The organism is Mucilaginibacter sp. HD30, from assembly GCF_054061755.1.
In genome coordinates this window covers 2,591,687-2,613,850 of the sequence record NZ_JBSSEO010000001.1, presented here as the reverse complement: position 1 = coordinate 2,613,850, position 22,164 = coordinate 2,591,687, and the positions used below count along the sequence as shown (strand labels likewise).

The window sequence follows — 22,164 nt, the reverse complement described above, 5'->3', positions numbered from 1 at the left end:
AGTTAATAGTTTGCAGTTATAGTGTGGGACATTGTGAGACTACTTATTCGTCAGGAAATTTAGCTGTGAAAATAAGTTAAGTAGTTAATAATCAAAATGTTGTAAATTTTCTGATTATTGTCCCAATTTCGGGTTGCTATTTGGGGCTATTTTTAAGCATATCCATAGTGGGGTTGGTTTTCTTCCACTCCTCGGCAGTAACAATAGACAGTTTGTTACGCTCGCAATCCCATATAGAGGTATAATTTTGCGACAACACAATATGCTGTTTCCAGGTAGTGAATTTTTCGTACAGCATAAGGGTACAAATATCCGTAGCTGTAATAAAGTCGCCGGTTTCCGGCAGATGCATATGTATGCCGCCTACGGTTATCTGGCCACTATTGTCCTTGGTTTGTACCGGAATCAAATTTTTGTGAAGTTTCCTTTTCGCAATAATATTATTGTCCTTATCAAAATTTAAAAGGTAATCGTTACCAAAAAGTACTACACCGCTTATAGTTGGCCCGGTGAGCGCATAAACCATCTTTTTTCCATTATTTATTATAGGGATGGGGTTAAGGTTGGCATTTTTGTAAACTTTAAATAAAGTATCGCGGTTCATCTGTGCAATTGCTGCTTTTCTCATGCTGTATAACGCTCTCTCAGTGGGGTTAAAAGGCCTGTCGGTGGTATCTAATTTGTAATTTGATGCGTTAAAATCATAGCCGAAAGAAATGGTGGAAACTACGGTTGGAATCTCCCCATCTGAATAAAATACATTTATCAGGTTCTTTCCATTATCGTACGACAGATACCCGCTGGCGCTGGCACGTCTTACCTTGCATTTTTCGCTAAATATATCCGATCCATACCACGATGCAAATTCTGATCTGAAAAGCACCTCAGCTTCTGCGCGTATGCTATCGGCTACTTTAGTCAGATCACGTTGTTGACCAATTGCAAGCAAGCAAATATTTGATAGGATAACGAGTAAGAAAAGTCTTTTCATTTTTCAGGTTTTGGTAAGGCAATTTAATTAATCTTTGGTCATCATGTCAAAATTAATTTTTGTTCCGGTTATAATAACGTCGCATTAATAAGCCTTGTAGTCGCCACATTATAACTAATTGTATACTTTACTTTTATGCGCACAAAACATAGTTTATACTTGTGCATGGTTTGAGGTAATAACACCACCGGTTTTTAAATAACCATAATTAGCCTGATGAAATTGTGAAAAAAAATGCACCCTGTAAAGTCTTATCAATAATCCTTTTGCTGTTCCCTGCACTTTTATGGGGCCAAGCCATTACGGGCAGGGTTACGGACGAAATTACCGGCAAGCCCCTACAGCAGGTAAGCGTTTATTTTGACGGCACATTCCAGGGTACAGTAACAGACAGTGCAGGGCATTTCGCGCTAAACAACGCTTTAAAAACAAACTCACCGCTGGTTATTAGTTTTATGGGTTATCAATCGCAGAAAATAAGCAACTACGGCGATGCAAGTTTAAGCATTGCCCTAAAAAGCAAAGTGATTGAACTGGCGGAAATAACAGTAGGTGCTGATGAGATTAGCAGGCCGAAAGCAATGAAAATATTTTTGAAAGAGTTTCTTGGCGGGGATAGCAAAGATTGTGTGATTGATAATTCGGATGAGATTTATTTCCGCTATAATAAAAAGAAGGACCTGATAATGGCCGATGCCGAAAAACCTTTGATCATTACCAACAAGCTGCTGGGTTACAAGATCACCTTTTTTTTAACCTCATTTACCAACACGCCATCGCAAACCAAATACAAGGGGAATTATTTTTTTACCGAGGATATTGCGGGACTAAAGCCTGCCAAAGTAAGGGCCATTATGAAGGCGAGAGACGAGGCCTATTATGGATCGAGAATGCACTTTATACGTGCCTTATGGGCAAATGAGTTAGAAAAAAACAATTTTTCTGTTTACAGAACGCCGCGGGGTAGGGTTGGCAATAGCAATACGTACAACCTTCAAGCCACAAACCCTGTCGGCTTTGATGATATTGTGCAAGTTGCCGACAAACAGAAATTTATTATGCTGGCGAAGGAAGCCGGTGCAAATGATGACAAGTTGAATGGCAACGAGGTTTTTGTTACCTATAAAAATGGGAATGACTCTTTTTTACAGCAGGAAGACAGCTACACAGGCGTTGCTATTGACCAAAATGGCTTTCACGACGAAGGACTGGAATGGAAAGGAAATATAAGCGTTTACCGCGTTAATATGTTGTTGCCTTTTGAGTTTATGCCGTCGGCAAAATAATTAAAACAGATCTTAAACCTTGCGCTCGTATGCGACGAGTGCTTACATGGGGGTGCGATTGTATGGTGTTAGAAACGTGAAGTACCCGAGCGCGAGCCTTGTCATGGTGACCCTGTTGACCATGGCCTGGAAAAGCCTTTATGCGCACCCTTCGACAAGCTCAGGCTAACACCCCGAGCACTTAGTCATGGGTTCGTTAATTAGCGGCCGCTTTGCCAAATTTTATTAGGGTTCCCCTGTTTGCTATAACAATTGTGAGGCATAACAGCAGCCACAGCGTTATAAACGCGGGCGTTCCCATTATCCAGGTTTGGTTAAGTATTCCCCGGCCCAACAGCCCGTTTAATAGTATTAATATTACAATCGTATCCAAAATAAGCGGGAGAATAATCAATATTAAAAACAGTACCGGCCGCCTGCTGTTTGTTATAGCCCGGTAAGCGGTTATCATGGGTGGTAGGCAAATGAGCGTTACGAGTGCGAGTGTTGCCAGCCTGATGATTAGGGCGTTGGAATGATCGGGATGTAAAAAAAGGGTCCTAAAGCCCCAGATCTCATCGCCGGAGCCCATCGCCGCCATGTATATTCGCCCGAACTGCATATTACCCAGTACAAAAACCAAACCTAACGACGGATTCCCCTTTTTTATCAGGTAACGACCCAGCCAAAGCATAGCAAATGTAAATACAGGGCCGGCAAACGTTGCAGCAACGGCCCACTTATTATTTTCGCAAGCACTACATACCGCCCAAACGTTAAAATCACGCGTACCCCAGCATCCGCAAATCAATCGTCCGGTAAAAATATGCGCCAGTTCATGCAATTCATGCATTAAAAAAAAGAAGAACAGGAATACAAGCAGTGTCTTAAAATTCAGTTGAATACGCACGCCCGGATTTTTTACCATATAATTGATATCATTGTAATTTTGTGACGCCAACTTTGACGCCATAAATCCACATAGGTTACTCAATGTTTTTGCAGTTTATACCATAATTGTTTCACCTAAATAGGCCCTTGTGTTGCTGACAGTATTTTAACGAATCAATTACCATAACGCGATAAATTTGTCTTGAAAAAATATCTATCCAACCCACAACAGTAAATGTCATGTAATAAATTGCCTGTTGGTCTCTGATAATGTAGCCCTTGCGTGCCATTTGATTTAGGTTTTTGCTAAAAGTAGACATTTTGCCTGTAGTTGCAAACTACGTGCATAGTCGTTCGAAGTTACAAACTTCGAACAGCGAGCGAGAATTTAATTTAGTTTGATTAAATATAGGTTATTATGTTAGGTTTTGCAAACTTTTATTGTAGTTGCAAACTACAGGCATAGTCGTCCGAAGTTACAAACTTCGGACCGCGGGTAGTGTAAGGGGTATTTTATTTAGACTGCTTTTTTGCTTGCGCTTCCATTCCTAAAATTAAATCTCGTACGGTAGTCTGAAACTACAAACATAATCGTCCGAAGTCACAAACATTCAAACAGAGAGCGGTTGTTATTAAAGGAGAGGTGGGTTAACGTGCCTGTAAACCTATTTATCAACGTGTGTTTTAACCAGCGCTAAAAGCTCATCCAGATCAAAAGGTTTACGCAGGAAACCGTCTGCAAGGCCGGCCTCGGCAATTTCTTTTATGTTACTTACGGCTGATATTATAACTACAGGAATGTGCTTTGTAGCGGGATTAGTTTTTAAGTTCCAGCTTATTTGTTGTCCGTTGGCGTCGCTTTTCCATTCGGTGAGCCAGTTATCCAACAAAACCATATCCGGAGCTATTTGCTCAAATTGTTTCAGAACTTTAGAATCTTCAGAAGCTACAACGTCATAACCATCCTCCTCCAGTGCATACTGAATAGCTTCTCTGATGTCCCTATCGTCTTCAATTACTAAAATTTTCTTCGCCATAGTTTAAGCCTGATACGCGTTTGTTTCAGGTAGTCAACGGTATCATCAGAATAACCTTTTATAGCAGAAAATTGTTTTGCGGTTTAGTAAAATTTAGCCTTTACTATTGTAACAAACCCGGCAACGTGGCTCGTAGCTTTCCTTTTCGCCCAGCAAAACCTTTTCCTTGCCCGGCACCAGGCGATAGGAGTAAAGCGCCGGGTTACCGCATTTAACGCACACCGCGTGCACTTTGGTTACAGATTCGGCAATGGCCATCAGCGCGGGCATGGGGCCAAAGGGGCGGCCCTTAAAGTCCATATCTAAACCGGCTAAAATAACCCTTATCCCCTTATTGGCCAGCGTTATACAAACATCGGTAAGGCTGGCATCAAAAAATTGCGCCTCGTCAATACCAACCACCTGGGCATGGCCCACCAACAACAAAATCTTTTCGGCTTTATCAACGGGTGTAGAAGCTGCCGCCACGGCATTGTGCGATACTACATCATTGTCGTCATACCTCACATCCAACAGCGGCTTAAATACCTTTACACTTAGGCGGGCATAACGTGCACGGTTGATACGGCGTATCAGCTCTTCTGTTTTGCCTGAAAACATGGAGCCGCATATCACTTCAATGCCCCCGCCGGCTTCATTCTTCCGGCTAAATATTTCGTCGCTAAGCTGCATTCCAATGGTTTGTAGGGGTCTAATATCAGAATTTAATGCTTAATTTTGATATCATTTTCCACAAACAAGTTATGAGGCAAAAGGAAATATTTAATAAAATAGGATTAATATTAAAAGAGCTTAACGACCAGTACAAATACCTTGAGGCTAACCCGGATGACATGAACAGCCTTGAGCTGGAACTTTTTGTAGCTAACGCGCATTTTTTGAAGGACCATGCCGAAATCTTAAATAAGATAAATTTTCAGCTTAGTACCGCTAAGCCCGCTTTACCCGCACCTAAAGAAGAACCCAAAAGCGAAGAAAAATATTTTGAACCGGTAGTGCGCCAGCCTGCAAAAGGGCAAAATGCTGCAAATGATAAGGTAGAGGAGCTACCCGTAATAAATTTTGAAATTTCGCCTGTGGCAGATGTTGAACTGGTTGCTGAGGATGAGCCGGAAATTATCAGGCACGAGCTTGATGTTGAAGCGATAGCCGATTGGGACGAGGAAGAAGCAGAAATTTTGGATGAACCCGTAGCAGCTACAGAGGGCGAAGAAAATGATGAAGTTTTGCCTGATGATGAGGAAACTGAAGTAATTGAACCAGTTGCTGAATTACCGGAACCAGTAAATGTGACACCCGAAAAACCCACTGAGCAGGCTAAAGATAAAGAGGAAGTGCTTACCATTAATCAACGCATGTCTGCGCAGCTAAACAAAGGAGGTCTTAGTGATCAGCCTGGGGGGCAGCCGGTAAGCGACCTGAAACATGCCATTAGTTTAAATGATAAGCTGCTGTATATAAAAGACCTGTTTAACGGCTACAACCTCTCTTACAGCGAAGCCATTGAGATATTGAACAGATTAGGTTCTTTTGAAGACGCGGAGCGGTTTTTAACCAAAAACTACGTTGTAAAAAATAATTGGGAAAACAAGGCCGACACAGCAGCTAAGTTTTACGCGGTGCTGAAAAGAAGGTACTTTAGTTGAATCAAAGAGGTAGAACGTGCGATTCTCCTCTGGAAAAGGGAATCTAATTTAACTTGTTAATATGTGAGTAAAACCACCCTTGCAGCAATCGGAATTATTAAATAGCTTTATATCGAAATAGAACACAGCCGAATGAGACGCTTGATAGATCTTTTTAAAAATAAATTCTTCCTGGTTACGGTTGCCTTTATTGTGTGGATGACATTTTTTGATAAAAACGACCTGCTATCGCAATACCAATACCACCAGGAGGTAACTAAACTTGAGCAGGAGCGCGACTTCTATAAAACCGAAACCGATAAAGTAAGCAAAGACCTGGAGCAGCTTACCTCAAACCCCCAGCAACTTGAAAAATTTGCCCGCGAAAAATACCTGATGCGTAAAGACAATGAGGATGTTTTTGTTGTGGTGAAGGAGAAGGTAGCGGAGTAGATAGCTTCAATACCCTTTGTGTCATTTCGATAGTTTCTGCCTACATATACTTGTACCAATCTAATAACAAAGCGTCGTTTTCATAAATTTCAATATCATAATTACCCCTACTGTCAGGAAATAATTGAATCCCACATATTTTATGTTCAATTCTCAAAGCCCATGCAAAGTCGGGGTCACAGTTTTTAGCAACAAAGCGTATGGAATTCCCCGCCATTACCTTAAAAATAATGGCCTCGGGTTCTAATTGAATTTCAAGAGGTTCATCATTTTCATATAAAAGAAATTCGATTAATGAGTTATCAGACATAAATTTTGGCTTTGCTATTTAAAGATAATCATCTTACCGTAAAAATGATAGGTTATGCTGCTACTGCCTTGCGCCTAAACCTGATTTTACTCCCCATAAAAAGCATCCCCAAAACAGCCAAAAAGCTGCCGGTTTTAGGCAAGTAATCGCCATATTTAATGTAGAAGGTAAGGTCGCTATTCAGGTTAATATCTTGCTTAAGCGCAGCCCGCACCCACCATTTGCTTTGCTGCACAATATCGCCACGCTGGTTTATAAAAGCGGAGATCCCTGTATTAGCAGAACGGCAAACCCAGCGGCGGGTCTCAATGGCGCGTAGTTTGGCGTAGTCAAGGTGCTGGTCCTTACCTGATGTGTTCTCCCACCAGCCATCGTTGGTAATGATGGCGATGAATTGCGCGCCGTCTTTTACAGCACCAGCCACCCATTCTCCCCAGATAGACTCGTAACAAATAACGGGAGCGGCACCAATACCGCTTTGCGCGTACAGAACGCCTGCCTTTTGCTGGCCCACATAACTACCCACAGCGCCGCCGATATGTTCAAAAACAGGTTTTAAAAATGACAGGGCATTACCAAACGGCAGTTCCTCCACGCCGGGCACCAGTTTAGATTTATGGTAAAATTGCACCTGTGCCGAGTTTTCAATATTCACGGCGGTGTTGTAGTTTTCTATTCTATCGCCTGCATTAGGATCTGCGAAATCAGTTTCAGAACCTCTGAAATACTTTTTGGTTTCGGCACCGGTAATAACATTGCCATTGCGGTACCTACTTAAAAATTGTTGCACCTGGAGATAATGAGGGCTTGTTCTGATACGATCCTCATCAATGCCACCCAGCTGTGGAATGGCTGTTTCGGGCCAGATAAAAAACTCCGTATTAACCTGTCCTACCGAATCAGATAGTTTAGTAAGTGTTTGAATTTGTTGGTATGGTGTTAAGTATCCGTTTTTATAGTAGGGATCAATATTAGGCTGCACCACCACTATGTTAGATGGGTCAGACTGTTCCTTGTAGCTGTAATAGCTGTACAAAGAGAAACTAAGCGGCAATATCAAAACCGCCGCTAAAGCACCTGCCAGTTTTAAGCGCGTTTGCTTTACCTGCGCTTCGGCAAAACCTGTATAGATCAGGAAGATCAAAATATTTATAACCCACACCCATATAGTGCCGCCATAAACGCCTGTATATTCATACCATTGCACCCATTGATGCGATACCGCGAAGCCGTTACCCAACGTCATCCAAGGGAAAGCAAGGTCCCAACTTTGGTGCAGATATTCGTAGGCTATCCAAAAGCAAACCAGAGCTATCAAACTCTTATTGCGATTGGTAGCCAACCTAAAGCGATAATACAGCCAAAAAGCAGAGGCCATCAACAGCGGTCCAAGTGAATAGGGTATCAAAGAAATAGGAACAGCTACCAGCTCGCCCACAAACTTTATTGAATTATATACCCAGTAAATGCTAAGCGTATTCCAAACAAAAAACCCAAGGAAGGTAACTTCAAAAATCTTGGTTCCCTTTTTAGTTGAGGTTGATTGAATGATATTCTCTACTGCGACCAGCATGGGCACCATCCCAAAGAATAAAAAGAAGGTGGTGTAATGCGTAGGCGGCCAGGCCAGCCAAAGCATTAAACCAGAAAATATGGATAACAGGATGTTTTTTTTCATTTAGCCCACTCTAAATCTCCCCCTGTAGGGGAGACTGTTATTATATATCTTACTTTATATGATATTACTTTTTCGGAAACATTCAGCATTAAAAGCTTGCGTGTGGCCCATTACATTAACTTTTACCCGCAACACAAATTACAAATTCACCTTTAATGGGGTGGGTTTCGTAGTAGGTTTTAACTTCGGCCACTGTGGCGCGTACAGTTTCTTCAAACATTTTGGTTAGCTCGCGCGATACGGATATTTGTCTATCTGCTCCCCAGTATGTAGCCATTTCGTCCAGCGTTTTTAACAAACGGTGCGGCGACTCATAAAGTATAATAGTACGCTCTTCTTCAGCTAAAAATTTGTAGCGGGTTTGGCGACCTTTTTTGAGCGGCAAAAAACCTTCAAAGCAAAACTTATCTGTAGGGAAGCCCGAGTTAACCAATGCAGGCACAAAGGCCGTAGCACCCGGCAGGCACTCAACAGCGATATTAAATTTTAAAGCCTCGCGCACCAGGAAAAAACCCGGATCGGATATAGCCGGTGTTCCCGCATCTGAAATAAGCGCGATGTTTTGACCCATCAGCAAAAATTTGATGATCTCGTTAGATGACTGATGCTCGTTATGCTGATGGTGCGCGAAGACCTTTTTCTGAATATCAAAATGCTTTAACAGCGGCGCAGATGTGCGGGTATCCTCGGCCAATATCAGGTCGACCTCTTTTAGCACGCGTATAGCCCTGAAGGTCATGTCCTCCAGATTACCTATCGGGGTGGGAACTAAGTAGAGTTTTCCGGTGGAGTTCATAGTTCATGGTTCATAGTTCATAGTTGCTTTTGAGCGCTTCAACTTTTTCGCAAATGGCCATGAACCATGAACCATAAACTATGAACTAATTATATCTTTGCGTAAAAATTATAATAATGCTGCAAGTTAGTTATATCCGCGATAACCGCGAACTGGTTTTAGAACGTTTGGCTGTAAAAAATTTTAAACAGCCTGCGCTGGTTGATGAAATTATTCAACTGGATGATAAACGTCGCTCAACTCAAACTAAACTTGACAACACTTCGGCAGAGGCCAATGCAGCTGCCAAACAAATTGGCGAGTTGATGCGTACCGGCAAAAAAGAGGAAGCCGAAAGCATCAAAGCCAAAACCGGTACGTGGAAAGAAGAAATTAAACAATATAACGAGCAACTTACCGGCGTTGAAGCAGAACTTTACGAAAAGCTGGTATTGTTGCCCAATCTGCCGCACTCATCTGTGCCTAAAGGCTTAACACCCGAAGAAAACGAGGTTGTGCTGGAAAACGGCGAGAAGCCCGTGTTGCCTGCCAATGCTTTACCACACTGGGAGCTTGCCGCTAAATATAAACTGATTGATTTTGAGCTTGGTGTTAAAATAACGGGTGCCGGCTTCCCAGTATACACAGGTAAAGGTGCCAAACTGCAACGCGCTTTGATCAATTTTTTTATTGACGAGGCTGAAAAAGCAGGCTACAGCGAGGTTGGTGTGCCCTTGATGGTGAACGAAGCATCGGGTTTTGGCACGAGTCAGTTGCCGGATAAGGAGGGCCAGATGTATTTTGTTAACGAGGATAATTTTTATTTGATCCCTACTGCCGAGGTGCCTATCACTAATATGTACCGCGATGTGATTTTAAAGGGTGAGGACCTCCCGATAAAAAATTGCGGGCATACACCATGCTTCCGCCGCGAGGCGGGTTCATATGGCGCGCATGTGCGTGGTTTGAACCGCTTGCACCAGTTTGATAAGGTAGAAATAGTACAGGTGGCACATCCCGACAAGTCTTATGAAATATTAGAAGATATGAGCGCTCACGTACAGGGCTTATTGCAAAAGCTCGGCCTGCCTTACCGGGTATTGCGCCTTTGCGGCGGCGATATGGGCTTCGGCTCTGCTTTAACTTATGATATGGAAACCTGGAGCGCCGCGCAGCAACGCTGGTTAGAGGTTTCATCCGTATCAAACTTTGAAAGTTTCCAGAGTAACCGTTTAAAATTGCGTTTCCGCAATGCCGAGGGTAAAACGCAGTTGGCGCATACACTTAACGGCAGCGCGCTTGCCTTGCCACGTATTGTTGCTACCCTGCTGGAGAATAACCAGACCGAAAGTGGGATCAAGATACCGGAAGCATTGGTGCCTTATACTAAGTTTGATGTTATAAACTAATAATCAAATCGTTATTAATAAACCCTGCCCATTTTTTGAGCGGGGTTTTCTTTGATGGCGCTAATATGTCGCATATACGCCGCTGTATATTAACTTTAACGCTATTTAGCTTTGTCGAAAAATATAAAGATGAGAAATATCATCAGCGAAAAAATAAAAACACTGCGAATTGCGCGCGGCCTTAGTCAGGCAGAAATGGCCGCGCAAACGGCATTAAGTTTAAGGACAATTCAAAGGATAGAGAATGGTAATACCGACGCGAGAGGCGATAGTTTAATAAGAATAGCAAAAGCGTTAAATACAACTCCGGAGGAACTATCAAAAAGCTCTGTTGATAAAAATATACAAAGCAAAGCCGAAAATTATAATTACCTCTTAATACTTAATTTATCGGCCTTATGTTTTTTAGCGTTGCCGTTGCTGGGCATAATTATGCCGCTGTTATTATGGTTGTTAAAAAAGGAAACCATAGCCGACATTGATAGGATTGCTAAAAGCCTATTAAATTTTCAGATCTCATGGCTTTTATTGGGTGTTATCTTGTTAATAATTTTAATAATCCTGTCATTGTTTTTTCCACGTAGCATTGTGGGTATCCATTCAGAAAGAATTATGTTAATAGGTATAATTTCCATGTACGCTATCAATCTTACGTATATAATTTTCAACGCTATATTACTGTTAAAAAAACGGACAGTAATATATCAGCCAGCTATAATATTTTTCAAGGATTAAGTTTAGAATAACATAAAAAAACCCCGCTAACCTATTAGGCAGCGGGGTTTTCCATTATATATGTTGAGTTTAATATAGCTTACATTTCTGCGTAAACCGGTTTTTTAACACCGTTGTCATACGCTTTCAGATTTTTCTTTAATAGCTTGCGGGCTACGTGGATGCGGGTTTTAACAGTACCAATAGGTATAGTTAAATGATCTGCTATCTCGTGATATTTGTGGCCTTCAAAATACATAGTGAATGGCACATAATAATCAGCAGGCAACCTGTCTAAAGCTCTTTTAATATCATCCATAACAAATTTAGCTTCGCCTTGATTTTTAGTAGAGCTGAATACCAGGTTAGGTGAAGAGATCTCGTCAGACTTGGTAACAAAAGTGCTCATTTTAACAAAACGGCGGTAGTTGTTAATGAAAGTGTTTTTCATGATGGTATACAACCAGCCTTTTAAATTGGTGCCTTCTTTAAACTTATTGTAATAAGTAATGGCTTTTAAAATAGTGTCTTGCACTAAATCGTTCGCGTCGTCTGCGTCGTGTGTAAAGTGTAAGGCATATGACCTTAATGAACTTGCTTGACGTAATACCAGGGTGTTAAACTCAATTTTTGTCATGTTGCTATCGTTTTGTACAGCTTTTAAGACAAAGTTGATACCACAAAACAATTTTATTAGCTTTTTAATAAGCTTAACAATGACTTATTGGTGACAGTTGATAATGGGTGTAATTATAACACTATATATAACTTAACTATCTTATTTACACGTAAATAAAATCAAGTACAAACTCTTAAAAAAAGCTTTTATTAAGGCTTGCCTTCCGTAACTATTAACAAGAAAAAAAGTTTTTATCTTATTTAATAATATTCACTTCGCGTTGCAGGGTAACGCCAAATTTAGTGTACACACTGTCTATGATTTGCGACGAAAAGTTGTACACCTCCTGTCCGGTAGCGCCGCCGTGGTTAACCAGCACAAGCGCCTGGTTCTTCCAGGTGCCAGTATTTCCTACCACTTTTCCCTTCCAGCCGCATTGCTCTATGAGCCAACCGGCGGCCAGTTTAATTAAACCATTACCGGCAGGGTAATTTACCACATCGGGGTGTCTTGCTAAAATGGGTGCGAATTCATCCCCAGAAACAACAGGGTTTTTAAAAAAGCTACCGGCGTTGCCAATGGTAGATGGATCTGGCAGTTTTGCTACCCGGATATGAGATACTACCTGCGATACATCCTTTATAGTAGGATGTGTTATACCACGATGGAGCAGCTCCTGTTCAATAGCGCCATATTTTACGTTGAGACTGGGTATAAGTGATAAATGGAACTTAACCGAGGTTATTATAAACTGTCCTTTCAACTCATCCTTAAAAACGCTTTCGCGATAATCAAATTTACAGTCGGCTTTGGTAAAGATTTTAAATTTGCCGGTGGCAATTTCAAAGGCTTTGCAGCTTTCAAAAACATCTTTTAACTCTACACCATATGCGCCTATATTTTGTATGGGCGATGCCCCTACAGAGCCGGGTATCAGGCTCAGGTTTTCCATACCTGCAAATTCATGCTTTACGCAGTAATTTACCAGGTCGTTCCATACTTCTCCCGCGCCTGCTTCAACAAAAACTTCGTTATGGTTAATGCGGTGCTCAATGCCCCGAATATTAAGGCGAATAACTAACCCATCAAAATTGTTGATCAGCAACATATTGCTGCCGCCGCCAATTATCAACCGCTCGGTTTGCTGCCATTGCGGATCCATAAACAACTCTACCAGATCATCCTCGTGGTTAAGCTCCACAAAAAAGCGGGCATTAACATCAACGCCAAAAGTGTTAAAGTTTTTTAGAGATACGTTTTCCTGTATTTGCAGCATGTGGGCGAATTTCGTAAATAATTGGGAGAAAAATCGTTTCAATTTGACTATCACCAATCCCTACCCATTGTCTGAATGTCTCTGAATCGGACGATTATGTTTGTAGCCGATAACTACAGTGATGGTAGTCTGACTACAGATAGCGAGGTTGGATACTGTTTTTACCAAACTTTATTCCATATTGTTGTAAATCGCCAAAAACACTGACAATGCCTGCTTTAGGCTAAAATTAAGGCAATAAGTAATTGTAACACCAATAACATTTCGTAAAGAGCAAACGTATAACCTGTGTGGTTAATAATGCAGTAATGGGGTTTCGGTAAAAAGCATTTTTTATTTTTGCCGACTATGTTTTACTTTAAAAAAATGTAAATTTAACAACCCTCAATTAATTAAAAACTGTTTTTACCCGTTTAATGTAATGAGAACAAAGCAACATCATTTTGTTGGCAACAGCTGGAAAGATTTTTCTTCTGAGCTTGACGCACAAAAATGTCAACTGGTTTTAGTATTCGGATCATCGGATATTATAAAAAAGCCAGAAATTTATAGTCATTTACAGTCTTTATACCCGACAGCTGAGATTGTATTTTCTTCAACAGCCGGAGAAATATTAGACAATGCTGTTTATGATGATAGCGCTGTAGCAACCGCTATTGAGTTTGAAAAAACCACTATACGGTCTGTTAAAACAAATATTAAGCATCATGCTAATAGTTTTGATACCGGCGTTTTTTTAATGGATAAATTGTCTGGTGATGATTTGAGTTGCGTATTTGTTATATCTGACGGTACATTTATTAACGGCAGCGAGTTGGTTAGCGGCTTAAACAATGACAATAAGCACCAGGTACCTATTACCGGGGGCTTAGCGGGCGATGCCGCCCGGTTTGAAAAAACCTATACAGGCATTAACCAGGTACCATCGCAAGGCAATGTAATTGCAATAGGGTTTTACGGTAAAAACATTAAGGTGGGCCATGGTTCTGTTGGCGGTTGGGATGAGTTTGGCCCCGAGCGTACCATAACCAAATCAAGCCAGAATATTCTGTTTGAAATTGACGGCGATAACGCGCTTGATCTGTATAAAAAGTACCTGGGCGATTATGTTAAGGAACTGCCCGGATCTGCACTGTTGTTCCCTTTATCATTACGGATGAACGGCGACGATAAAAATGTAGTGAGAACGATTTTGAGTATTGATGAGGAACAAAAGTCTATGACGTTTGCCGGTAACCTGCCGGAGGGTAGCAAGGTGAGGCTAATGAAGGCTAATTTTGATAAGATAATAGAAGCATCATCAACGGCGGCAAGCAATGCCTTTGATGATATAGAAAATAGCAAGCCCGAGTTGGCGCTGTTGGTAAGTTGTGTTGGCCGTAAACTGATACTGCAAGAGAGAACAGACGAAGAACTGGAGGCAGCTAAAGAAATTTTAGGAGACAAAGCCACCATTACGGGCTTTTATAGTTACGGTGAGATTTCGCCTTTTAACGAAAGTGTACAGTGCGAGCTGCATAATCAAACCATGACAGTTACCACCTTTACCGAATTTTAATACTTATCTGAATTATAGAACGATATACCGCGTAATGGAGTACCACAGTATTTTAGGCAAACAAATAAAAAAATTTATACCCGACCACGATCTGGAAAACGCAGAAATGCAGAAGTTTTTAGAGAGCGTGAGTAATTCTTATCATTCTTTTGAGAAATCAAAAAAACTGTCTGAACATGCTTTTACCGTTAGCGAACGCGAGTACCAGGAAGTTAACAGTTTTTTGCTTAAAGAGAATGAAATTAAGCACAAATCTATATCTGAAATTAAAAAGGCTATAAGCGCGCTTACGCCCGATGCTGTTGCTGACGTTGATCAATCAGACGATGATTTGATCACGATCATTAAATTTTTGCAATTACAAATAGAAAAGGCAAAGGAGCTGGAAGCACAGCTGATAGAATCAAAAGAAGTTGCGGAAAAGGCTGCCATGACCAAGGCTCAGTTTCTGTCTACCATGAGTCATGAGATACGCACGCCGATGAACGCGGTAATTGGGTTTACTCATTTATTGCAACAGTTGGATCCGCGCGAAGATCAGAAGGAATACATTAAGATGCTGAAATTTTCGGCAGAAAACCTTTTGGTGCTGATAAATGATATTTTAGATTTTAGTAAAATAGAAGCCGGAAGGATAGAGTTTGAAGAAGCGGATTTTAATTTAAAAGAGCTCATCAGCAATATTAGATTGGCTTTGCTGCAAAAAGCGTCGGAAAAAGATATCCAGATAAAATTATTTATAGATGAAGACCTGCCGAGTGCAATTAAAGGTGATCCGGTAAGGATAGGGCAAATACTTACCAACCTGATAAGCAATGCTGTTAAATTTACCAAAGTGGGTAAGGTTACTATAACCGCATCGTTAACCAGTAAAACAGATACAATTACCACCATTGATTTTGAGGTTACCGATACAGGCATTGGAATAGAGGCTGAAAAAATTGAACATATCTTTGAAAGCTTTACACAAGCCAGCTCGGCCACAACAAGAAAATTTGGCGGCACGGGCCTTGGGCTTACTATAACAAGGCGCTTGCTGGAGTTAATGGGAAGCGAGATTAAAGTGAAAAGCGAGTTTGGGCGCGGTTCTACATTTTACTTCGGCCTGGAAATGAAGAACAGCGACAAAGTTTTTGCTGCAAATAAAAACAACGAAAACAAAGTTGAAACAAAGAGCCTTAAGGGTGTTAAACTGCTGATAGCCGAGGACAACCAGATAAACGTTATTTTGGCTAAGCAATACATGAAATTGTGGGACATTGAATGTGATGTTGCCGAGAATGGCGAAATAGCCCTTATGCTGGTGCAGAATACCGATTATGATATGGTGTTAATGGACTTGCAAATGCCTGAAATGGACGGCTATCAAACCACTACTGCCATACGTAACCTTAAGGACGAAAAGTATAAAAAACTACCCATAGTTGCGCTTACGGCATCGGCAATGTTAGATATTAAAGATCAGGCTTTTATTGTGGGTATGAACGATTACATAAGCAAACCCTTTAATCCTGACGAGCTGTTTAGAAAGATAGCCCACTACTCAAAGGGAATAGCTGTATAAACTTTCTCTTTACAACCTTAGCGGCTTCTTAGTTTGCTCTGTGTTTTAAAATTTAACACAGAGCACACCAAAAGGCTATTATTTACAAGGTACTCATATCAATAACAAAGCGGTATTTAACATCAGCGGCCAAGGTGCGCTCATATGCCTCGTTTATCTGGTCCATGCTTATCAGTTCAATATCTGATACGATATTGTGCTCTGCACAGTAATCCAGCATTTCCTGTGTTTCTTTTAACCCGCCTACTAATGATCCCACCAGGCTGCGGCGTTCCATTAGCAGCGGAAAGGCAGATACCGGGATAGGTTTTGGAGGGGCACCCAACAATATCATCACTCCATCAGATTTTAGCAAATTAAGGTATTCGTTATAATCATGCTCTGCGGATACAGTATCAATAATAAAGTTGAACGTTCTCCCAATAGCCTGCATTTGGGCTTTATCCGTAGTAAGAACAAAATGTTTGGCACCAAGCTCGGTCGCGTCCTGCTTTTTACTTTCTGATCGGCTTAGCATGGTAACTTCTGCACCAAACGATGCAGCCAGTTTAACTGCCATGTGGCCCAGTCCACCCAGGCCTACTACAGCCACTTTATCGCCTGCCTTAACGCCCCAATGTTTCATAGGCGAATAAGTGGTAATACCGGCACATAATAAAGGCGCTACATTGGCTAAAGGTAACTTGTCTGAAATGTTTAATACAAAGTGTTCGCGTACTACTATATGGCTGCTATACCCGCCTTTGGTGATGGTCTTTTTATCCTGACTTGGGGCATTGTAAGTTTGCGTGTTACCATTTTCGCAATACTGCTCCAGGTCGCTCTCGCAATTAGCGCAATGCATGCACGAGTCGACAAAACAGCCCACACCAACTGTTTGGCCCACTTTAAAGCGGGTTACATCAGCGCCTGTGCGCGTTACCGTGCCCACAATTTCATGGCCTGGTACAGCGGGGTATACTGTGCCGCCCCACTCGTTACGGGCGGTGTGAATATCAGAGTGGCAAACACCGCAGTACAGTATTTTTATTTCCACATCGTCGGCGCCGGGTTCGCGGCGTTCAAACGAATACGGAGCAAGGGGTTTATCTGCGGCTTGCGCCGCGTAGGCTTTTACAAGTGTCATTTATATATTATTGTTGAGGGGTTTTTACAAAAATGCCAAACCTGTTTCACATAAACAGATGCGATTACTATAATTATTTAATTAGCGTCAAGGTCCCTTAACGCCATAAATTTCTGGCTTATCTGTAACAGTAAACCCCGGTCTTCTTTTGCTTCGTCAAAGTTTTCCCTTAATAACTGATCCACCGCCTCGTTATTTAATTTTTTAGCCGTAAGGCGAAGCATTTGAAAAGACGTAGCCTCAATGCTTTCAATATTCTGCAAATAAAATATCAGTGAAAGATCGCATAATGGTTTATCGCCTTCATTCGGGTCTATGCCTTCAAACATTTCCTTTAACAGCGCAGTCATACCAACACAACCCTCGTCCTTTCGTTCAGTTTTCAGCAACTCATATATTTCATTCATCCTGTCTATCTGTTTGCGTACATCGTCGCGCAGTTCCAGAATGGCAAGTTTAAGGTCGCTAAAATGCGTACGGTCTGCAAGTGCTGGCAAACTTTCTATAAGGTGTTCTTTGCCGCAGTAAATGCGATCCAGGTGGCCGGAGAAAAAATTAAGCAAGGTGTTTTTGGCTGGGTTACTCATATGGAATTTAACTCGATAACAGCAGGCCGGGTATTTTGTTTCTTTGCCAACTTAGTTATAAAAGAGGTTTGCAGAACTTAATTTTTGTTGAGGTTGTAATGTTTATGTAAGATATTCTACTAATCTGCAAAACAGCAATTTATAATAGCTTTACACGTAATGGACGAAAAGCAGTTTCTAAAACTTATAGGTGAACATCAAGGAATTATCCATAAGATATGCCGGTTGTACAGAGACACTGCTGCCGATAGGGAAGATCTGTTTCAGGAGATAGTTTTTCAATTATGGCGGGGCATAAATACTTTCAGAGGTGAGGCCAAACCGGGCACATGGATCTATCGCGTATCGCTTAATACGGCTATCGCCACTTTTAGAAAGAGAAAGCCCGTTATTGAATATGCACCACAACTGCCGGATGTTTTGCAGGAGGATGAAAGCGAAGAACTGGCATCACGCCGTGAGCGTTTGTTTATGGCCATTAAACAATTGAACGATGGAGAGAAGGCTATTATAGCCATGTATCTGGATGATATGGATCATGGGCAGATAGCCGAAATAACCGGTATTACAGAAAACAATGTGGCGGTAAAATTAAACCGCATAAAAGCCAAAGTGCAGAAACTTTTAAAGATTTAACAATATGGAACTCGATGATTTAAAAAGCAGTTGGAACAGCGCCGTATCACAACAAAAAACAGATAATGAACTGAGGCTGATGTTAAAAGAAAACAGACATCCGGTTCTTAAACGTATCAGGAAGCAAATTACGATAGAGACAGCGGGCTGGTTGATGTTCCTGCTTTGCTACTATACTATGTTTGATGGCGCTGCCAAACCTTTAATTGCCAATGTTATTTTGGTTTTAGCTGTTTTTGCGGCTCTGTTGCATAATTTAACCGGGTATACTTTTTCAAAAAATCTTGTGGTTGACAACGACCTCAATACTGCCTTGCATGCCTGGTTAAAAAAAATGAAACTCCATGTAACGGTGTCGATAATACTGAGAATAATATTTATTGCCGGGTTGCTTGCCTTTTTCTGCTGGAACATAACTATAGACACGCGCCGTTATTTGCTGATAGGCGCGGTACTTATTATTTTATTTGGGCAATTAGTGGTTCTGCGCAGTATCTGGATGCAACGCATAAAGGCATTACGTAGTTCGTTAGGTAGTTTATCATAGTATGGCTATATTTGAATTTTACAATAGAGGTTAGTAATGGACATCACATCGCTTGAAGATTTTTACAACGAAACCACTGCAATTCTGCCGGAAGGTATTAATAAAGAAATTGGGCATTTTAACGTTTTTAAAACAGAAGAGGTTTTTGCTGCTCATAAAAAAAAGCCGGGCACCATGCTTTATAACCGCCGCGCTTACTACAAAATAAGTTTAATAAACGGCCGAAATAAGGCCGAGTATGCAGATAAGACGATTAACATTAATAAAAAGGCGTTGTTGTTTGCTACGCCACGCATTCCTTACAACTGGGTGCCGCAGGACGACAACCAATCTGGTTACTTTTGTATTTTTACCAGCGAATTTTTGATAAAGCCCAAAAGCGGGGTTGTGCTGGACGAACTTCCTATTTTTCAGCCGGGCGGCTACCCTATTTTTCAGCTTTCTGACGAGGAATCTGAAGAGATCCTATTTATATTCAGGAAGATGTACAAAGAGATATCGTCTGACTACGTTTATAAATATGACCTGCTGCGCAATTACATATTAGAACTTATACATTACGGGCAAAAACTCCAGCCGGCCACCGTATTATACCCCTCACACAATGCTTCGGCAAGGGTATCGTCGCTTTTTATTGAGTTATTGGAGCGGCAGTTTCCTATTGAGTCGCCCCGGCAGCGGCTTAATCTGCGTACGGCTAAAGATTATGCCGAACGGCTCTCAGTGCATGTAAATCACCTTAACAAGGTATTGAAAGAAAATACAGGTAAAACCACCACCGCTATTATAACAGGGCGGGTTATGCAAGAAGCCAAGGTCTTGCTTAAGCAAACGGATTGGAATATATCAGAAATTGCTTATAGCCTGGGTTTTGAGGAGGTAGCGCATTTCTCTAACTTCTTCCGTAAGCAAACATCGTTGGCACCACAGGCTTTCAGAGCGTAGTAATATTTGATATTTGCAAATATTGGATGGTTTTTTGCAAACAGAGAAGTTAAATCATAACCTACCTTTACATCATCAAAATAATAAAAAGATGAGCGTAAATAAAATAGCCCTGGTAACTGGCGGCAGCCGCGGGTTGGGCAAAAACATGGCCATACACCTGGCCCAAAAAGGCATCGGCGTAATACTTACCTACAACAGCAAAAAAGAGGAGGCGCTTGAAGTAGCCGCAGAAGTTGAGTTGGCCGGCCAGACGGCGGCGGTATTACAACTAAATACCGGCGAAATTGGCAGTTTTGATGCCTTTGTGATTGAATTATCAGCAATATTGAAAAGTAAATTTAATACAGATCACTTTGATTTCCTGATCAATAATGCCGGAGTAGGTATACATCAATCTTTTGCTGAATTTACCGAAGAGAGCTTCGATACTTTGCTGAACATCCATTTTAAAGGCGTATTTTTCTTAACTCAAAAGTTATTACCTGTTATAAATGATGGTGGGCGCATTGTTAACCTGTCAAGCGGTTTGGCGCGTTTCAGCATGCCTGGTTATTCTGCCTATGGTGCCATGAAAGGCGCTATCGAAACATTGACACGCTATATGGCGGTAGAATTAGGCTCGCGCGGTATTGCTGTAAATGTTGTTGCACCCGGCGCCATTGAAACAGATTTTGGCGGCGGAATGGTTAGAGATAATGCTCAGCTAAACGAACATGTTGCTAAGATAACTGCCCTTGGCCGTGCCGGTTTGCCCGATGATATTGGCGGGGTAGTAGCTTTTTTATGCAGCGAGGAGGGCCGTTGGATAAACGGACAACGCATTGAGGTATCAGGCGGGATGAATTTGTAGTTGTGAATTCGAATTTTTCGCGCCTTGTTTGTTTTTTAAGGAGCTCAAGAGGGCTGCGCCGTTTCGGATGTTCGATTTCGAATTTATTTTCTTGCCATAACTTATAAACAAAGAAAGCCGCTTTCAATTGAAGGCGGCTTTCTTTTTTTATGGATAGTTTGATTACTTCATTAGATTGATAAAGTCATCAAACAAATAGCGACTATCATGCGGGCCCGGAGATGATTCAGGGTGATATTGTACCGAGAATGCTTTTTTGCCTTTAACACGTATGCCTTCTATTGATTGGTCATTAAGATTAACGTGGGTAATCTCTACTTTGTCAGATGCTCTTACTGCATCAGGCACTACACCAAAACCATGGTTTTGCGATGTTACTTCGCAATGATTAATGATGATGTTTTTAACCGGGTGATTTAACCCACGGTGCCCGTTAAACATTTTTTTTGTTGGGATGCCATTGGCAAGCGCCAGTAACTGGTGGCCTAAGCAAATACCAAAAAGCGGTTTATCAGCATCCAGAATATCTTTTACGGTATCAACCGCGTAAGGCATAGCAGATGGGTCGCCGGGGCCGTTTGATATAAAGTAACCGTTAGGTGCAAAGTCTTTTTCCATTTCGCCAAAAGTGGTTTTGGCCGGGTAAACTTTGGCATAAACCTCGCGGCTATCAAAATTACGCAGTATGTTCTTTTTAACACCAAGGTCAAGCACGGCAACGCGGTAAGGAGCGTTTTCATCACCCATGGTATACGTTTGGGTAGTGCTTACTTTTGATGAAAGCTCAAGGCCATCCATTGACGGTACTTCGGCCAGTTTAAGCTTTAGTTCTTCAATGTCTAATATCTCTGATGATATGATGGCGTTCATAGCGCCTTTATCGCGGATGTGGCGCACTAACTGGCGGGTATCAATATCAGATATACCTACAATGTTTTGTTCCTGAAAGTAATCTTCAATAGATTCATTAGCCTGCTTGCGGCTGTAAGCAATGTTGTAGTTTTTGCAAACCAGCCCGGCAATTTGAATCTTGCCAGATTCAACTTCCTCATTGGCTATACCATAGTTGCCAATATGCGCATTGGTAGTTACCATTATCTGCCCAAAGTAAGATGGATCTGTAAATACTTCCTGGTAGCCGGTCATGCCGGTATTAAAACATATTTCGCCGGCTGTAGTTCCAATTTTGCCTGCGGCTTTTCCATTAAAAACGGTACCGTCAGCTAATAATAATACGGCCGGTAATTTGGTGAAATAAGTCATTTTATTAAGTAGATTGAATGGTTAAAAACGCGGCTTATCCGG

General features: G+C 41.5%; 23 protein-coding genes. 11 read left to right on the top strand and 12 right to left on the bottom strand.

The window, feature by feature from the left end; translation table 11 throughout:
• Positions 1 to 136: 136 nt before the first annotated feature.
• Positions 137 to 991 (bottom strand): hypothetical protein, encoded by an 855-nt coding sequence (locus ACVW2L_RS12455; protein ID WP_457128297.1) that lies wholly within the window; start codon positions 989 to 991, stop codon positions 137 to 139.
• Positions 992 to 1,257: 266 nt separating this feature from the next.
• Between ACVW2L_RS12455 and ACVW2L_RS12450 the strand changes: the two genes are divergently transcribed.
• Positions 1,258 to 2,277 carry a carboxypeptidase-like regulatory domain-containing protein gene (locus ACVW2L_RS12450; protein WP_457128296.1) on the top strand — a complete coding sequence of 340 codons (1,020 nt, stop codon included), beginning with the start codon at positions 1,258 to 1,260 and terminating at the stop codon, positions 2,275 to 2,277.
• Between the two features lie 196 nt (positions 2,278 to 2,473).
• On the opposite strand, the gene ACVW2L_RS12445 is transcribed toward ACVW2L_RS12450, so the two are convergent.
• The 3 genes from ACVW2L_RS12445 to ACVW2L_RS12435 form a co-directional block, all read right to left on the bottom strand.
• Positions 2,474 to 3,184, bottom strand: a complete 711-nt coding sequence (locus ACVW2L_RS12445) for a hypothetical protein (RefSeq protein WP_457128295.1) — start codon at positions 3,182 to 3,184, stop codon at positions 2,474 to 2,476.
• 628 nt (positions 3,185 to 3,812) lie between these two features.
• Complete coding sequence (locus ACVW2L_RS12440; protein WP_457128294.1) at positions 3,813 to 4,184, bottom strand: response regulator; 372 nt, start codon at positions 4,182 to 4,184, stop codon at positions 3,813 to 3,815.
• Between the two features lie 93 nt (positions 4,185 to 4,277).
• The gene (locus tag ACVW2L_RS12435) at positions 4,278 to 4,856 is read right to left on the bottom strand and encodes a thymidine kinase (protein ID WP_457128293.1); all 579 of its coding nucleotides are present in this window, start codon (positions 4,854 to 4,856) and stop codon (positions 4,278 to 4,280) included.
• A gap of 71 nt (positions 4,857 to 4,927) precedes the next feature.
• On the opposite strand from ACVW2L_RS12435, the gene ACVW2L_RS12430 reads away from it, so the two are divergent.
• Positions 4,928 to 5,830, top strand: coding sequence for a hypothetical protein (locus ACVW2L_RS12430; protein ID WP_457128292.1), 903 nt, complete (start codon positions 4,928 to 4,930; stop codon positions 5,828 to 5,830).
• Positions 5,831 to 5,962: 132 nt separating this feature from the next.
• Positions 5,963 to 6,262, top strand: coding sequence for an FtsB family cell division protein (locus tag ACVW2L_RS12425; protein WP_457128291.1), 300 nt, complete (start codon positions 5,963 to 5,965; stop codon positions 6,260 to 6,262).
• A gap of 40 nt (positions 6,263 to 6,302) precedes the next feature.
• Here the strand turns inward: ACVW2L_RS12425 and ACVW2L_RS12420 are convergent, their stop codons facing one another.
• The 3 genes from ACVW2L_RS12420 to rsmI form a co-directional block, all read right to left on the bottom strand.
• Complete coding sequence (locus tag ACVW2L_RS12420; RefSeq protein WP_457128290.1) at positions 6,303 to 6,572, bottom strand: hypothetical protein; 270 nt, start codon at positions 6,570 to 6,572, stop codon at positions 6,303 to 6,305.
• A 52-nt stretch (positions 6,573 to 6,624) separates the two neighbouring features.
• On the bottom strand, positions 6,625 to 8,250 hold the full coding sequence (gene lnt / locus ACVW2L_RS12415) for an apolipoprotein N-acyltransferase (protein ID WP_457128289.1): 1,626 nt from the start codon (positions 8,248 to 8,250) through the stop codon (positions 6,625 to 6,627).
• A gap of 115 nt (positions 8,251 to 8,365) precedes the next feature.
• Positions 8,366 to 9,046: a 16S rRNA (cytidine(1402)-2'-O)-methyltransferase gene (gene rsmI, locus ACVW2L_RS12410; protein ID WP_457128288.1), complete on the bottom strand. Its 681-nt coding sequence runs from the start codon at positions 9,044 to 9,046 to the stop codon at positions 8,366 to 8,368.
• Positions 9,047 to 9,162: 116 nt separating this feature from the next.
• On the opposite strand from rsmI, the gene serS reads away from it, so the two are divergent.
• The gene (gene serS, locus ACVW2L_RS12405; protein WP_457128287.1) at positions 9,163 to 10,434 is read left to right on the top strand and encodes a serine--tRNA ligase; all 1,272 of its coding nucleotides are present in this window, start codon (positions 9,163 to 9,165) and stop codon (positions 10,432 to 10,434) included.
• A 129-nt stretch (positions 10,435 to 10,563) separates the two neighbouring features.
• Positions 10,564 to 11,169: a DUF4870 domain-containing protein gene (locus ACVW2L_RS12400; protein ID WP_457128286.1), complete on the top strand. Its 606-nt coding sequence runs from the start codon at positions 10,564 to 10,566 to the stop codon at positions 11,167 to 11,169.
• Between the two features lie 79 nt (positions 11,170 to 11,248).
• Here the strand turns inward: ACVW2L_RS12400 and ACVW2L_RS12395 are convergent, their stop codons facing one another.
• Together ACVW2L_RS12395 and murB are read right to left on the bottom strand one after the other, a co-directional pair.
• Positions 11,249 to 11,785 carry an RNA polymerase sigma factor gene (locus ACVW2L_RS12395; protein WP_457128285.1) on the bottom strand — a complete coding sequence of 179 codons (537 nt, stop codon included), beginning with the start codon at positions 11,783 to 11,785 and terminating at the stop codon, positions 11,249 to 11,251.
• Between the two features lie 238 nt (positions 11,786 to 12,023).
• The gene (gene murB, locus ACVW2L_RS12390) at positions 12,024 to 13,043 is read right to left on the bottom strand and encodes a UDP-N-acetylmuramate dehydrogenase (protein ID WP_457128284.1); all 1,020 of its coding nucleotides are present in this window, start codon (positions 13,041 to 13,043) and stop codon (positions 12,024 to 12,026) included.
• Positions 13,044 to 13,464: 421 nt separating this feature from the next.
• Here murB and ACVW2L_RS12385 point away from each other — a divergent pair, with 421 nt between their 5' ends.
• Together ACVW2L_RS12385 and ACVW2L_RS12380 are read left to right on the top strand one after the other, a co-directional pair.
• On the top strand, positions 13,465 to 14,601 hold the full coding sequence (locus tag ACVW2L_RS12385) for an FIST signal transduction protein (protein WP_457128283.1): 1,137 nt from the start codon (positions 13,465 to 13,467) through the stop codon (positions 14,599 to 14,601).
• A gap of 34 nt (positions 14,602 to 14,635) precedes the next feature.
• Positions 14,636 to 16,165: an ATP-binding protein gene (locus ACVW2L_RS12380; protein ID WP_457128282.1), complete on the top strand. Its 1,530-nt coding sequence runs from the start codon at positions 14,636 to 14,638 to the stop codon at positions 16,163 to 16,165.
• An 82-nt stretch (positions 16,166 to 16,247) separates the two neighbouring features.
• On the opposite strand, the gene ACVW2L_RS12375 is transcribed toward ACVW2L_RS12380, so the two are convergent.
• Positions 16,248 to 17,291: an NAD(P)-dependent alcohol dehydrogenase gene (locus ACVW2L_RS12375; RefSeq protein ID WP_457128281.1), complete on the bottom strand. Its 1,044-nt coding sequence runs from the start codon at positions 17,289 to 17,291 to the stop codon at positions 16,248 to 16,250.
• Positions 17,292 to 17,368: 77 nt separating this feature from the next.
• Positions 17,369 to 17,878 carry a DUF892 family protein gene (locus ACVW2L_RS12370; RefSeq protein ID WP_457128280.1) on the bottom strand — a complete coding sequence of 170 codons (510 nt, stop codon included), beginning with the start codon at positions 17,876 to 17,878 and terminating at the stop codon, positions 17,369 to 17,371.
• Between the two features lie 159 nt (positions 17,879 to 18,037).
• Here ACVW2L_RS12370 and ACVW2L_RS12365 point away from each other — a divergent pair, with 159 nt between their 5' ends.
• The 4 genes from ACVW2L_RS12365 (at position 18,038) to ACVW2L_RS12350 (ending at position 20,859) form a co-directional block, all read left to right on the top strand.
• Positions 18,038 to 18,514 (top strand): RNA polymerase sigma factor, encoded by a 477-nt coding sequence (locus tag ACVW2L_RS12365; protein WP_457128279.1) that lies wholly within the window; start codon positions 18,038 to 18,040, stop codon positions 18,512 to 18,514.
• 4 nt (positions 18,515 to 18,518) lie between these two features.
• A complete protein-coding gene (locus ACVW2L_RS12360; protein WP_457128278.1) occupies positions 18,519 to 19,061 on the top strand; it encodes a hypothetical protein in 543 nt (180 codons plus the stop codon).
• Between the two features lie 36 nt (positions 19,062 to 19,097).
• Entirely contained in the window at positions 19,098 to 20,006 is a 909-nt protein-coding gene (locus tag ACVW2L_RS12355; protein ID WP_457128277.1) for a helix-turn-helix domain-containing protein, read from the top strand.
• A gap of 91 nt (positions 20,007 to 20,097) precedes the next feature.
• The gene (locus ACVW2L_RS12350) at positions 20,098 to 20,859 is read left to right on the top strand and encodes an SDR family NAD(P)-dependent oxidoreductase (protein WP_457128276.1); all 762 of its coding nucleotides are present in this window, start codon (positions 20,098 to 20,100) and stop codon (positions 20,857 to 20,859) included.
• Positions 20,860 to 21,021: 162 nt separating this feature from the next.
• Here ACVW2L_RS12350 and carA read toward each other — a convergent pair whose 3' ends face one another.
• Positions 21,022 to 22,122: a glutamine-hydrolyzing carbamoyl-phosphate synthase small subunit gene (carA, locus tag ACVW2L_RS12345; protein ID WP_457128275.1), complete on the bottom strand. Its 1,101-nt coding sequence runs from the start codon at positions 22,120 to 22,122 to the stop codon at positions 21,022 to 21,024.
• Between the last annotated feature and the right edge of the window lie 42 nt (positions 22,123 to 22,164).

What these genes read in the sequence shown, in the direction of transcription:
- ACVW2L_RS12455 (WP_457128297.1), bottom strand. Translation starts at nt 991, where the DNA reads ATGAAAAGACTTTTCTTACTCGTTATCCTATCAAATATTTGCTTGCTT.
- ACVW2L_RS12445 (WP_457128295.1), bottom strand. Translation starts at nt 3,184, where the DNA reads ATGGTAAAAAATCCGGGCGTGCGTATTCAACTGAATTTTAAGACACTG.
- ACVW2L_RS12440 (WP_457128294.1), bottom strand. Translation starts at nt 4,184, where the DNA reads ATGGCGAAGAAAATTTTAGTAATTGAAGACGATAGGGACATCAGAGAA.
- ACVW2L_RS12435 (WP_457128293.1), bottom strand. Translation starts at nt 4,856, where the DNA reads ATGCAGCTTAGCGACGAAATATTTAGCCGGAAGAATGAAGCCGGCGGG.
- ACVW2L_RS12430 (WP_457128292.1), top strand. Translation starts at nt 4,928, where the DNA reads ATGAGGCAAAAGGAAATATTTAATAAAATAGGATTAATATTAAAAGAG.
- ACVW2L_RS12425 (WP_457128291.1), top strand. Translation starts at nt 5,963, where the DNA reads ATGAGACGCTTGATAGATCTTTTTAAAAATAAATTCTTCCTGGTTACG.
- ACVW2L_RS12420 (WP_457128290.1), bottom strand. Translation starts at nt 6,572, where the DNA reads ATGTCTGATAACTCATTAATCGAATTTCTTTTATATGAAAATGATGAA.
- lnt (WP_457128289.1), bottom strand. Translation starts at nt 8,250, where the DNA reads ATGAAAAAAAACATCCTGTTATCCATATTTTCTGGTTTAATGCTTTGG.
- rsmI (WP_457128288.1), bottom strand. Translation starts at nt 9,046, where the DNA reads ATGAACTCCACCGGAAAACTCTACTTAGTTCCCACCCCGATAGGTAAT.
- serS (WP_457128287.1), top strand. Translation starts at nt 9,163, where the DNA reads ATGCTGCAAGTTAGTTATATCCGCGATAACCGCGAACTGGTTTTAGAA.
- ACVW2L_RS12400 (WP_457128286.1), top strand. Translation starts at nt 10,564, where the DNA reads ATGAGAAATATCATCAGCGAAAAAATAAAAACACTGCGAATTGCGCGC.
- ACVW2L_RS12395 (WP_457128285.1), bottom strand. Translation starts at nt 11,785, where the DNA reads ATGACAAAAATTGAGTTTAACACCCTGGTATTACGTCAAGCAAGTTCA.
- murB (WP_457128284.1), bottom strand. Translation starts at nt 13,043, where the DNA reads ATGCTGCAAATACAGGAAAACGTATCTCTAAAAAACTTTAACACTTTT.
- ACVW2L_RS12385 (WP_457128283.1), top strand. Translation starts at nt 13,465, where the DNA reads ATGAGAACAAAGCAACATCATTTTGTTGGCAACAGCTGGAAAGATTTT.
- ACVW2L_RS12380 (WP_457128282.1), top strand. Translation starts at nt 14,636, where the DNA reads ATGGAGTACCACAGTATTTTAGGCAAACAAATAAAAAAATTTATACCC.
- ACVW2L_RS12375 (WP_457128281.1), bottom strand. Translation starts at nt 17,291, where the DNA reads ATGACACTTGTAAAAGCCTACGCGGCGCAAGCCGCAGATAAACCCCTT.
- ACVW2L_RS12370 (WP_457128280.1), bottom strand. Translation starts at nt 17,878, where the DNA reads ATGAGTAACCCAGCCAAAAACACCTTGCTTAATTTTTTCTCCGGCCAC.
- ACVW2L_RS12365 (WP_457128279.1), top strand. Translation starts at nt 18,038, where the DNA reads ATGGACGAAAAGCAGTTTCTAAAACTTATAGGTGAACATCAAGGAATT.
- ACVW2L_RS12360 (WP_457128278.1), top strand. Translation starts at nt 18,519, where the DNA reads ATGGAACTCGATGATTTAAAAAGCAGTTGGAACAGCGCCGTATCACAA.
- ACVW2L_RS12355 (WP_457128277.1), top strand. Translation starts at nt 19,098, where the DNA reads ATGGACATCACATCGCTTGAAGATTTTTACAACGAAACCACTGCAATT.
- ACVW2L_RS12350 (WP_457128276.1), top strand. Translation starts at nt 20,098, where the DNA reads ATGAGCGTAAATAAAATAGCCCTGGTAACTGGCGGCAGCCGCGGGTTG.
- carA (WP_457128275.1), bottom strand. Translation starts at nt 22,122, where the DNA reads ATGACTTATTTCACCAAATTACCGGCCGTATTATTATTAGCTGACGGT.